The sequence below is a fragment of the Shigella sp. SIG6 genome (genome assembly GCF_053555815.1).
The window spans coordinates 1-12,414 of the sequence record NZ_JBQZXC010000105.1 but is presented as its reverse complement, the minus strand read 5'-3'; the positions used below and the strand labels follow the sequence as shown (position 1 = coordinate 12,414).

Below are 12,414 nucleotides of genomic sequence, written 5' to 3'. Positions count from 1 at the left end.
TGGGCAAATTGATGTGCGCAATAATGAAAATATGGTCTGGAACAGCATTAACCTGAAACGTGTGCGTCCGGTGGTACTGCCCGGTATTCGCTATGCCGTGATGTGTGTGCCGACACCCTTGACTCTGGCAGTCGATAAATTCAGCGTGATGGATAAACAGGCCGGGTACTACATGGGCAAATTGTCAGTAATCTTTACGCCTTCCTTGCCAACCATCAATTAACCCTGCAAACCGGACAAACGCTTTTTTCTATATAAACGACGAAGCCGCCTGATAAGGCGGCTTCGTCGTTATAACTTACGTTAAACGTTAATGTTGCGGTGCGGGATCGTTATGTGTTTCCTGCGCCACCTCAATCGCCGGTTTGTTCTGCAATACGGTCCAGATAACCAGCGCACCCAGCAGGTCAAATACTGCCAGAACTGCGAACAGCGGGCTGAAGCCGATGGTGTCAGCCAGTGCACCGACAACCAGCGCAAACAGCGTACTTGCCAGCCATGCGGACATCCCGGTTAAACCGTTCGCCGTCGCCACTTCGTTACGACCGAACACGTCAGAAGATAGCGTAATCAGCGCGCCAGACAGTGCCTGGTGGGCAAAACCACCGATACACAGCAGCATAATTGCGACATACGGGTTGGTGAACAGACCGATCATACCCGGGCCAATCATCAGCACAGCACCCAGCGTTACGACCATCTTACGGGAAACGATCAGGTTCACACCAAACCAACGCTGGAACAGCGGCGGCAGGTAACCACCGAGGATACAACCGAGGTCAGCAAACAGCATCGGCATCCAGGCGAACATCGCGATCTCTTTCAGGTTAAAGCCGTAAACTTTAAACATGAACAGCGGGATCCACGCGTTAAAAGTACCCCAGGCCGGTTCTGCTAGGAAACGCGGCAGTGCGATACCCCAGAACTGACGGTTACGCAGGATCTGACCAACGGACATTTTCTTCGCCGTGCTCACCTGGTGCTGGGCTTCCTGACCATTAATAATATAGTCGCGTTCTTCATCGGTCAGATGCTTCTGGTCGCGCGGATGTTTATAGAAAATCAGCCATGCCATCGCCCAGATAAAGCTCAATGCACCGGAGATGATAAATGCCATCTGCCAGCTGTGCATCACGATTGCCCATACCACCAGCGGCGGCGCAATCATCGCACCAATCGAAGAACCTACGTTAAAGTAGCCTACTGCGATGGAACGCTCTTTCGCCGGGAACCATTCGGAGCTGGCTTTCAGACCCGCCGGGATCATCGCTGCTTCCGCGGCACCGACCGCACCACGAGCAACAGCCAGGCCACCCCAGCTACCTGCCAGCGCGGTTGCACCACAGAACACGGCCCACAGCACAGCAAACATTGCATAACCGATTTTCGTACCCAGCACATCCAGTACATAACCTGCTACCGGTTGCATGACCGTATAAGCAGCAGAATAGGCTGCGATGATATAGGAATACTGTTGGGTGGAGATGTTTAACTCTTCCATCAGAGTTGGCGCAGCTGCCGCCACAGTGTTACGCGTCAGGTAACCAAGCACGGTGCCGAGCGTCACCAGTGCGATCATATACCAACGTAACCCTTTAATTTTACGCATGTAAAACCTCATCGTTTTGTTATATCCGCAGGAAGCGCGGCCATCATCCCGCCAGAGGCTGAAGATGTTAGTTACGACCGGGTAACCGAAAAAAAAACCGGCACGCCCCGAACGTTGCCATGAAAGTTTCGTGCTAATTCGGCTTCCGTACCGGTTAACCCGATTCATCTAACAAATGAATGAATCGGCAATTTGCATTCCGTCGACTTATGATTTGCGATGGCAGAAAGATAACTTGTCATACAACCTTAAAAGGTGAGAGCCATCACAAATGTGCGAATATTTGTAGGGACATTACCTGACGACAGCGAGGCCAGTACTGGCGCGGCCTGCAGCGAGATTTACCACTTTGAGAGTAATTTTTTTAACTACGTTTATTGATCTAACTCACGAAAATATCTTCGGACTCTGGAAATTGGTGTGATAACTTTGTCAGCATCGCACCATAAGCAAGCTAGCTCACTCGTTGAGAGGAAGACGAAAATGACTCCGTTTATGACTGAAGATTTCCTGTTAGATACCGAATTTGCCCGCCGTCTGTATCACGACTACGCAAAAGACCAGCCGATTTTCGATTACCATTGCCATTTGCCGCCGCAGCAGATTGCGGAAGACTATCGTTTTAAAAACCTGTATGACATCTGGTTGAAGGGCGATCACTACAAATGGCGCGCTATGCGTACCAACGGTGTGGCTGAGCGTCTGTGTACTGGTGATGCGTCTGACCGTGAAAAATTTGACGCCTGGGCGGCGACTGTTCCGCACACTATCGGCAACCCGTTATACCACTGGACGCACCTCGAACTGCGTCGTCCGTTCGGTATCACTGGCAAATTGCTTTCTCCGTCAACTGCCGATGAAATCTGGAACGAATGTAACGAACTGCTGGCGCAGGATAACTTCTCCGCGCGCGGCATCATGCAGCAGATGAACGTGAAAATGGTCGGCACCACCGATGACCCGATCGATTCTCTGGAGCATCACGCAGAGATCGCCAAAGACGGCTCTTTCACCATCAAAGTGCTGCCGAGCTGGCGTCCGGACAAAGCCTTCAATATCGAACAGGCGACCTTTAACGACTACATGGCGAAGCTGGGCGAAGTTTCCGATACCGACATTCGCCGCTTTGCTGACCTGCAAACTGCCTTGACCAAACGTCTGGATCACTTCGCCGCTCACGGCTGTAAAGTGTCTGACCATGCGCTGGACGTGGTGATGTTTGCTGAAGCGAACGAAGCGGAACTGGACAGCATTCTGGCGCGCCGTCTGGCTGGCGAAACCCTGAGCGAGCACGAAGTGGCACAGTTCAAAACTGCGGTACTGGTGTTCCTTGGTGCCGAATATGCACGTCGCGGCTGGGTACAGCAGTACCACATTGGCGCGCTGCGTAATAACAACCTGCGTCAGTTCAAACTGCTGGGGCCGGATGTAGGCTTTGACTCCATCAACGACCGTCCGATGGCGGAAGAGTTGTCTAAGCTGCTGAGCAAGCAGAACGAAGAAAACCTGCTGCCGAAAACCATTCTCTACTGCCTGAACCCGCGCGATAACGAAGTGCTGGGCACCATGATCGGTAACTTCCAGGGCGAAGGTATGCCGGGCAAAATGCAGTTCGGTTCCGGCTGGTGGTTTAACGATCAGAAAGACGGTATGGAACGTCAGATGACCCAACTGGCGCAGCTCGGTCTGCTGAGCCGCTTTGTCGGTATGCTGACTGACAGCCGTAGCTTCCTGTCATACACCCGTCACGAATACTTCCGCCGCATTCTGTGCCAGATGATCGGTCGCTGGGTGGAAGCGGGCGAAGCACCGGCGGACATCAACCTGCTGGGCGAGATGGTGAAAAATATTTGCTTTAACAATGCGCGTGACTACTTCGCCATTGAACTGAACTAAGGTCTGGGGTTGATATGCAATACATCAAGATCCATGCGCTGGATAACGTCGCGGTCGCTTTAGCAGATTTGGCTGAAGGCACAGAAGTCAGTGTCGATAACCAGACTGTTACGCTGCGCCAGGATGTTGCTCGTGGACATAAATTTGCGTTAACGGATATCGCAAAAGGGGCCAACGTCATCAAATATGGCCTGCCGATTGGTTATGCATTGGCGGATATTGCGGCGGGGGAACACGTCCACGCCCACAATACGCGCACGAATCTGAGCGATCTGGATCGGTATCGCTATCAACCTGATTTTCAGGATCTGCCTGCGCAAGCGGCAGATCGTGAAGTGCAGATCTATCGTCGCGCTAACGGCGATGTCGGGGTGCGTAACGAGCTGTGGATCCTGCCAACCGTGGGCTGTGTCAACGGCATCGCGCGGCAAATCCAGAACCGTTTCCTGAAAGAGACCAACAACGCCGAAGGTACCGACGGCGTGTTCCTCTTCAGCCACACCTACGGCTGCTCACAACTGGGCGACGATCACATCAACACCCGCACCATGCTGCAAAACATGGTGCGCCACCCGAACGCGGGCGCAGTGCTGGTGATTGGTCTGGGCTGTGAAAACAACCAGGTTGCCGCATTCCGTGAAACGTTGGGCGATATCGATCCTGAACGCGTTCATTTCATGATCTGCCAACAGCAGGATGATGAGATCGAAGCCGGGATCGAGCATTTGCATCAGCTGTATAACGTGATGCGCAACGATAAACGCGAGCCAGGCAAACTCAGCGAACTGAAGTTTGGTCTGGAGTGCGGTGGTTCTGACGGTCTTTCTGGTATTACTGCTAACCCGATGCTGGGGCGTTTCTCTGACTACGTGATTGCTAACGGCGGTACTACCGTACTGACCGAAGTGCCGGAGATGTTTGGCGCAGAGCAGTTGCTGATGGACCATTGCCGCGACGAAGCAACGTTTGAAAAACTGGTCACCATGGTCAACGACTTCAAACAGTACTTTATTGCCCATGATCAGCCGATCTACGAAAACCCATCACCGGGGAACAAAGCGGGCGGTATCACCACGCTGGAAGACAAATCACTTGGCTGTACCCAGAAAGCGGGTTCCAGTGTCGTGGTTGACGTGCTGCGTTACGGCGAGCGTCTGAAAACGCCAGGGCTGAACTTGTTAAGTGCGCCGGGTAACGATGCCGTAGCGACCAGCGCCCTGGCGGGTGCGGGCTGCCATATGGTGCTGTTCAGTACTGGTCGCGGCACGCCATACGGTGGATTTGTACCGACGGTGAAAATCGCCACCAACAGTGAACTGGCGGCGAAGAAAAAACACTGGATCGACTTTGACGCGGGTCAGCTGATCCACGGTAAAGCGATGCCGCAGTTGCTGGAAGAATTTATCGACACCATCGTTGAGTTTGCCAACGGTAAGCAAACCTGCAACGAGCGTAACGACTTCCGCGAACTGGCGATCTTCAAAAGCGGCGTAACGCTATAAAGTCGAAATGAGTTGTTAATAAAAAACGGCGTTTCATAATGTGAAGCGCCGTTTGCTTTTCCATACCTGCTAAGGATTTATCATGACCGCGTATTGGCTGGCCCAGGGCGTGGGTGTCATCGCCTTTCTGATTGGTATCACAACATTTTTCAATCGTGACGAACGTCGCTTCAAAAAGCAGCTTTCGGTCTATAGCGCCGTTATTGGCGTACATTTTTTTCTTCTGGGCACCTATCCCGCTGGTGCCAGTGCCATCCTTAATGCCATTCGTACATTGATTACCTTACGCACGCGCAGCTTATGGGTAATGGCGATTTTTATTGTGCTGACTGGCGGAATTGGCCTCGCGAAGTTCCATCATCCTGTCGAACTATTGCCGGTTATCGGTACGATTGTCAGTACCTGGGCGCTGTTCCGCTGTAAAGGGCTCACCATGCGCTGCGTGATGTGGTTTTCAACGTGTTGCTGGGTGATTCACAACTTCTGGGCGGGGTCGATAGGCGGCACGATGATTGAGGGTAGTTTTCTGCTTATGAATGGCCTGAATATCATTCGTTTCTGGCGGATGCAGAAAAGGGGAATTGATCCGTTTAAAGTAGAGAAAACCCCTCCCGCCATAGACGAAAGGGGTTAAACAATTAATTACGCAGGGCGCTATTTGCCAGACGATCGTCTTCCGCCTGGCAAGCTGCCGCAGTGAACAGCACGTCAGTTGAAGAGTTCAGCGCGGTTTCGCAAGAGTCCTGCAATACGCCGATAATAAAGCCGACGGCAACCACCTGCATGGCGATATCGTTCGAAATACCGAACATATTACAGGCCAGTGGGATCAGCAGCAAAGAACCCCCCGCCACGCCGGATGCGCCACAGGCACACAGAGAAGCCACTACGCTCAACAGCAGCGCTGTGGGCAGATCGACCGGAATACCCAGCGTATTAACCGCAGCCAGCGTCAACACGGTAATGGTGATTGCTGCGCCCGCCATATTGATGGTGGCTCCCAGCGGAATAGAAACTGAATAGGTATCGCGATCCAGATTCAGCTTTTCACACAGCGCCATATTCACCGGAATGTTCGCTGCAGAGCTGCGGGTGAAGAAGGCATACACACCGCTTTCGCGCAGGCACAGCAGCACCAGCGGGAACGGGTTACGACGAATTTTCCACCACACCAGCAATGGGTTAACCACCAGCGCCACCAGTAACATACAGCCAACCAGCACGACCAGCAGTTGCGCGTAGCCCCACAGTGTGGAGAAACCGGTGGTTGCCAGGGTAGAAGAAACCAGCCCAAAAATACCGATCGGTGCGAAGCGAATGACCAGTTTCACCATAAAGGTAACGGCATTCGACATATCATTGACCAGGTTTTTGGTGGTCTCGTTACCGTGACGCAGTGCGAAGCCGAGGCCGATCGCCCACACCAGAATCCCGATGTAGTTACCTTTCAGCAGGGCGTCGATGGGGTTGGAAACCATGCTCATTACCAGTCCGCGCATCACTTCGACAATGCCTGACGGCGGCGAAATATCACCCACGCTACTGGACAAGTGCAGGGTAGAAGGGAAGGCAAAGCTGAAGACTACTGCGGCCAGAGCTGCAGAGAAGGTGCCCAGCAGATAGAGGAACAAAATAGGACGGATATTGGTTTTCTGCCCGTGCTGGTGGTTAGCAATAGATGCCATTACCAGCATCAACACCAGGATGGGGGCAACAGCTTTCAGTGCGCCGACGAACAAAGTACCTAACAGACCAACAGCTTCCGCCGCGGGTTTTGAGATCCATGCCAGAAGAATCCCCAGAACAAGGCCGACCAGGATTTGTTTTACCAGGCTGCCATGAGCCAGACGCCGGAATAGCCCCGGTGAACGTTGCGTAGTCATTTTTCGATCCTTTCATTGTGTTGTCGCACATCCCTGGTGCGTTCTGTCGACGCATCTTTCAGGATGTAACAAAGTGTTTGCAAGGTCGAGTATAAGGAAAGTTACAGCTTCGGGAAGCGAAAAATGCTGGATTTTAAAGAGAGGTCATGTTTTGCAACTTAATGGTTGCATTTATTTAACATAAACAGAGGGAAGGACTGGCTACTAAGGCTGATTAGATAACATATGGGCAAAACTATTTGGAATATGAGAACGGTTGCGCTCCTTTAACGTGTTATGCCATATAAAGTCACTGGCGCAGGGAGCGCGCAGGGGGCGGCCAATCGCCGCTGCGCGGTTCCCTCAGCCTATCCCTTGCGGCTACCGGGTCGGGCGCAAGGTAACGTCCCTGTAAGATGCGCCCTCGCCCCGGCCTCCAGGGAACGCTTCGGCGATTTTGACGCCACCAACACCCGTGCGGTCTTTTTGTAAAGAGCTATAAGCCGATTACATAATTAATAGCTCACCTTTGTCTGGAATGAGTTATCTCTAGGAATGGCTTAATATACAGCGAATCATTCTCCCCGCTGCTTATCATGCCGATAATTCACCCAGGCGTTGATAATAAACGTCATCACCAGAATGCCAAACACCACGCCCAGCGAGACGGCGATTGGAATATGGTAGAAGTCGACAATCAGCATCTTGATACCGATAAACACCAGAATCACCGCCAGGCCATATTTGAGCATCGAGAAACGCTCTGCTACGCCCGCCAGCAGGAAATACATCGCACGCAGGCCGAGGATTGCAAACAGGTTTGAGGTCAGCACAATGAACGGGTCAGTGGTCACGGCGAAGATAGCCGGAATGCTATCCACGGCAAAAATCACGTCGCTCAATTCCACCAGAATCAGTACCAGCATCAGCGGTGTGGCGTACAGCAATCCATTCTTACGCACAAAGAAATGCTCGTTGTCGATGGTGTCGGTCATGCGCAAATGACCGCGTAGCCAGCGCACCAGCGGCTTGTCGCCAATGCCTGATTCATCTTCATGGGCGAGCGCCATCTTCACGCCGGTAAACAGCAGGAAGGCACCGAAGATATACAGGATCCAGTCGAACTGCGAAATCAGCCAGCTGCCTGTGAAGATCATGATGGTACGCAGAACAATCGCCCCGAGCACGCCATACACCAGCACGCGACGTTGTAATGCCGCCGGAACGGAGAAATAGCTGAACAACATCAGCCAGACAAAGACGTTATCGACCGCCAGCGATTTCTCAATCAGATAACCCGTGAGAAAGGCCAGGGCCTGTGGATCGGCAACGGCGCGACCTTCGGTTTGCACCAGATACCACCAGAAAGCGGCGTTAAACAGTAACGACAGCGTCACCCAGACCAGCGACCAGGCCGCAGCCTGTTTCATGGTCATGGCATGTGCCCCACGACGCCCCTGCAACAACAGGTCGATAGCCAGCATAATGGCGACAACAACAGCGAATCCGCCCCATAGCAACGGCGTGCCGACAGTATTCATAGAAGTTCCTTACACATAAAAAAACGGCCAACGTCGGAAGACGTCAGCCGCTGCTTTTTATGCATAGACCTCGCCTTCCGGCAAGGTCTCACTTACAACAAAAAAGGAATACGTCTGCGTATTCCTTTCAGGTTGCCCGGTGACCGGATGTGGTTTTTCACACATCGTAATGACGATCGACCGGCAATGAAGTTACTCCCCTTTGCAGGTAACAAAGTATGACAGACCATTCAGTCAGTCAATGGTCTGTTACATATCTTTTACACTGTTTTACTTTGGCAAGTATAGTTTTACGCTATCTGCCGGAAAAATCACCCCAGTCTGGCGGCGGATCTCGGTCAGCAGTTTGGCTGTGATGCAACTGACCGCCAGCCCTGGATGATCCACCAGATGCTCATCCACCAGGGTAGCGAACAGCTCTGCTTCGTAGAGCATGGTATTAATATGCTGCGGCTGGGTGAGATCCTGCATCTGGCTGCCACGCGGCACAAAGCAGACTTTCTGGCATTCAGACAGTTTTTCAATTACCAGCGATCCCGCTTCGCCCTGAATCTCGCTTCCCAGGACAGAATCACTGACCTTTGAGTGCTGCAAGGTGACGCTGAAATCACCGTAATCCATCACCACCACGCCGTGGGCGTCAACGCCGCTTGCCAGCAAACTCGCCGTTGCCTGCACGCTTTTCGGCTCACCAAATAACGCCACCGCCGACGCCAGGCAGTAAAAGCCGATATCCATAATTGAACCGTTAGAGAATGCCGGATTAAAGGTGTTGGGATTCTCACCGTCCAGGTAACGTTGATACCGCGAGGAATACTGGCAATAGTTGAAAAAGACTTTACGCAGTTTGCCTGCTTTCGGCAGCGCCTGGCGCAACAAATGAAAGTTCGGCAGGCAGGCGGTTTTAAATGCCTCAAACAGCACCACCTGATTTTCGCGCGCACAGGCAATGGCGGCATCCACTTCCGCCAGATTCGACGCCAGCGGTTTTTCGCAAATCACATGAATTTTATGGCTAAGGAAAAGTTGTGTCTGGGAAAAGTGCAGGGAATTCGGGCTGGCAATATACACCGCGTCAATGGCATCGCTTTCCGCCATCGCTTCCAGCGACGTAAACAGATGCTCGACAGAAAAATCATTGGCGAAGTGCTGAGCCTGCTCAAGGCTGCGGGAATATACGGCGGTTAACTTGTATTTACCGCTCTCATGGGCGGCCTCGACGAACTGGCGAGTGATCCAGTTCGTACCAATCACAGCGAAACGTATCATAACGCGTGGATACTCCATAAAGGGATTCTGTCGTCAATGTAGCACGCCTTTTTCATCTTCGACGTGCGCAGATACGCATTATTCTTTCGCCGGACAGCCATGCTCACTAAACGGCCCAATCATGACCGATGGCCCGAGATATTTCGGCTGGCGATGGAGGATTTTTGCGTCAATCACCGCGCTGACACGAGCGAGTTTCTCCCGCAGTTGAGTATAAAAACCGTGCTTCATATTGAGGTCTGGCGCGTTAAACCCGATAGCGTCGATGCCGTACTGTTTTGCCAGCCAGATGGCGCGTTGGTTATGAAATTCTTGCGAGATAATGGTGATATGGTTTTCCCCAAACACCTTTTTGGCACGCACTACCGAATCCAGCGTTGAGAATCCGGCATAGTCGCAAAAGATCACTTTCGCCGGTACGCCTTTAGCGATCAAAGCCTGCTGCATACCTGATGCTTCATCGTAATTTTTACGTCCGTTATCGCCACTCACCAGTAGCCATTTCACTTTTCCGGCGTGGTACAACGCTGCTGCGGTATCAATACGTCGGGTAAAGTAGCGATTACCCGGCCTCGCCCCCAGCAATAAACCCACGTTACGCGCCGGGACGGCGTTGACATCGCCCCAGGTCAGCTGCTTGCTGGCGTTGACCATAACGCGATCGGCGATAAAAATGGTCGCTCCTGCCACAAGTAACAGTAAGCAGGCAATCTTTAGAGTCCGGCGAGAAAAACAAATACGGAGAAGAAGGCGGGCAAATGCGCGCAGCATGGTCGTTATCCTTAACGAAAGGGGGGAGGTCGATTTTAGGCGCTAAAGAAAGAAAAGATAACGCCTGACATCATTTTCAGATTTTGTCCTGCCCAAGCGACAACTGCGTTAGCCACAGCCGGGTGTCGAACTCAAGCTGGTGGTACTGCGGCTCCATATGGCAGCACAATTGATAGAACGCTTTGTTATGCTCTTTCTCCTTCAGGTGCGCCAGCTCGTGCACCACGATCATGCGCAAAAACGGTTCCGGCGCGTTGCGAAACACGGTAGCGACGCGGATCTCTGCTTTTGCTTTCAGCTTGCCGCCCTGCACACGAGAAACAGCGGTATGTAACCCGAGCGCGTTTTTTAGCACATGGATCTTATTGTCATACATCACTTTATTGATCGGCGGGGCATTACGCAGAAACTGATTTTTCAGATCCTGAGTATATTGCCAGAGAGCTTTATCGGTGGCGTAGTCGTGTGTTCCCGGATAGCGTTTTGCCAGCACATCGCCCAGACGCTGTTCGTTAATCAGTGTTCGCACCTGCGAAAGCAGCTGCTCGGGATAACCCTGAAGATAAGTAAGATTGCTCATAACCGCCCACGAAAAAGAGAAAAAGGGTATACTCACGCACCCTTTTCAGGGGCAACGTCGAAATTTTATCATTCAGGAGGGCCGATGAGCCACTTAGACAACGGTTTCCGTTCACTGACACTACAACGTTTTCCGGCGACGGATGACGTTAACCCGCTACAGGCGTGGGAAGCGGCAGATGAATATTTGCTGCAACAGTTGGACGACACAGAAATCCCCGGCCCGGTGTTGATCCTGAATGATGCCTTTGGTGCGTTAAGCTGCGCGCTGGCGGAACATAAGCCGTACAGCATTGGCGACTCATACATCAGTGAACTGGCGACGCGCGAGAATTTACGCCTAAACGGGATTGATGAGTCGAGCGTGAAGTTTCTCGACAGCACCGCCGACTACCCGCAACAGCCGGGTGTGGTGCTGATCAAAGTGCCGAAAACACTGGCATTGCTGGAACAGCAACTGCGTGCGCTGCGCAAAGTGGTCACGTCGGATACACGTATTATTGCCGGTGCCAAAGCCCGTGACATTCACACTTCCACGCTGGAACTGTTCGAAAAAGTGCTCGGCCCGACCACCACCACGCTGGCATGGAAAAAAGCGCGCCTGATTAATTGCACGTTCAATGAACCGCCGCTGGCCGATGCGCCGCAGACCGTTAGCTGGAAGCTGGAAGGTACTGACTGGACTATCCATAACCATGCGAATGTCTTCTCCCGCACCGGGCTTGATATCGGCGCGCGCTTCTTTATGCAACATCTGCCAGAGAATCTCGAAGGGGAGATTGTCGATCTCGGTTGCGGTAATGGCGTTATTGGTCTGACGCTGCTTGATAAAAACCCGCAGGCGAAAGTGGTGTTTGTCGATGAATCGCCGATGGCGGTTGCTTCCAGCCGTTTGAACGTTGAAACCAACATGCCAGAGGCGTTGGATCGCAGCGAGTTTATGATCAACAACGCGCTCTCCGGCGTGGAGCCTTTCCGCTTTAATGCTGTGCTCTGCAACCCTCCGTTTCACCAACAACATGCGCTGACCGATAACGTCGCCTGGGAGATGTTCCACCACGCCCGCCGCTGCCTGAAAATCAACGGCGAGCTGTATATCGTTGCCAACCGCCATCTGGATTACTTCCATAAACTGAAGAAAATTTTCGGCAACTGCACCACTATTGCGACGAATAATAAATTTGTGGTGCTGAAAGCGGTGAAGCTGGGACGTCGTCGGTAAGATTGGGAGTTACCTGCCGGATGCGGCGTAAACGCCTTATCCGGCCTACGTTCAGCACGTTACCCCCAGGCCGGATAAGACGCGGCAAGCGTCGCATCCGGCAATGTCTGCTCAGTTCTGGAATCGCGCTTCCATAAAACAAAAAATCCCTGTCACCATCCTC

At 52.4% G+C, this 12,414-nt stretch carries 11 protein-coding genes; 5 read left to right on the top strand and 6 right to left on the bottom strand.

The annotated features are described in order from the left end of the window. Positions 1 to 223: CfaE/CblD family pilus tip adhesin (locus tag ACUU1M_RS15425; RefSeq protein ID WP_042774596.1), on the top strand; the 223-nt coding region annotated here is incomplete at its 5' end. Between the two features lie 87 nt (positions 224 to 310). Here ACUU1M_RS15425 and exuT read toward each other — a convergent pair. Then, positions 311 to 1,609 carry a hexuronate transporter ExuT gene (gene exuT / locus ACUU1M_RS15420; RefSeq protein ID WP_001226465.1) on the bottom strand — a complete coding sequence of 433 codons (1,299 nt, stop codon included), beginning with the start codon at positions 1,607 to 1,609 and terminating at the stop codon, positions 311 to 313. 483 nt (positions 1,610 to 2,092) lie between these two features. On the opposite strand from exuT, the gene uxaC reads away from it, so the two are divergent. The 3 genes from uxaC (at position 2,093) to ACUU1M_RS15405 (ending at position 5,641) form a co-directional block, all read left to right on the top strand. Next, the gene (uxaC, locus tag ACUU1M_RS15415) at positions 2,093 to 3,505 is read left to right on the top strand and encodes a glucuronate isomerase (protein ID WP_000187442.1); all 1,413 of its coding nucleotides are present in this window, start codon (positions 2,093 to 2,095) and stop codon (positions 3,503 to 3,505) included. Positions 3,506 to 3,519: 14 nt separating this feature from the next. Next, positions 3,520 to 5,007 carry an altronate dehydratase gene (gene uxaA, locus ACUU1M_RS15410; protein ID WP_001199387.1) on the top strand — a complete coding sequence of 496 codons (1,488 nt, stop codon included), beginning with the start codon at positions 3,520 to 3,522 and terminating at the stop codon, positions 5,005 to 5,007. Between the two features lie 82 nt (positions 5,008 to 5,089). Beyond that, positions 5,090 to 5,641, top strand: a complete 552-nt coding sequence (locus ACUU1M_RS15405) for a YgjV family protein (protein WP_000128136.1) — start codon at positions 5,090 to 5,092, stop codon at positions 5,639 to 5,641. A gap of 4 nt (positions 5,642 to 5,645) precedes the next feature. Here the strand turns inward: ACUU1M_RS15405 and sstT are convergent, their stop codons facing one another. The 5 genes from sstT to ACUU1M_RS15380 all read right to left on the bottom strand — a co-directional run bounded on the left by sstT (position 5,646) and on the right by ACUU1M_RS15380 (position 11,030). Continuing rightward, positions 5,646 to 6,890: a serine/threonine transporter SstT gene (sstT, locus tag ACUU1M_RS15400; RefSeq protein ID WP_000211664.1), complete on the bottom strand. Its 1,245-nt coding sequence runs from the start codon at positions 6,888 to 6,890 to the stop codon at positions 5,646 to 5,648. Positions 6,891 to 7,444: 554 nt separating this feature from the next. Next, the gene (alx, locus tag ACUU1M_RS15395) at positions 7,445 to 8,410 is read right to left on the bottom strand and encodes a TerC family membrane protein Alx (RefSeq protein ID WP_001098805.1); all 966 of its coding nucleotides are present in this window, start codon (positions 8,408 to 8,410) and stop codon (positions 7,445 to 7,447) included. Positions 8,411 to 8,680: 270 nt separating this feature from the next. Next, positions 8,681 to 9,679 (bottom strand): Gfo/Idh/MocA family protein, encoded by a 999-nt coding sequence (locus ACUU1M_RS15390; RefSeq protein ID WP_005077097.1) that lies wholly within the window; start codon positions 9,677 to 9,679, stop codon positions 8,681 to 8,683. Positions 9,680 to 9,757: 78 nt separating this feature from the next. Further along, complete coding sequence (locus ACUU1M_RS15385) at positions 9,758 to 10,450, bottom strand: SanA/YdcF family protein (RefSeq protein ID WP_000942537.1); 693 nt, start codon at positions 10,448 to 10,450, stop codon at positions 9,758 to 9,760. 76 nt (positions 10,451 to 10,526) lie between these two features. Beyond that, positions 10,527 to 11,030 carry a M48 metallopeptidase family protein gene (locus tag ACUU1M_RS15380; protein WP_001295542.1) on the bottom strand — a complete coding sequence of 168 codons (504 nt, stop codon included), beginning with the start codon at positions 11,028 to 11,030 and terminating at the stop codon, positions 10,527 to 10,529. Between the two features lie 84 nt (positions 11,031 to 11,114). Here ACUU1M_RS15380 and rlmG point away from each other — a divergent pair, with 84 nt between their 5' ends. Next, positions 11,115 to 12,251, top strand: a complete 1,137-nt coding sequence (rlmG, locus tag ACUU1M_RS15375; RefSeq protein ID WP_000018657.1) for a 23S rRNA (guanine(1835)-N(2))-methyltransferase RlmG — start codon at positions 11,115 to 11,117, stop codon at positions 12,249 to 12,251. Positions 12,252 to 12,414: the final 163 nt, after the last annotated feature.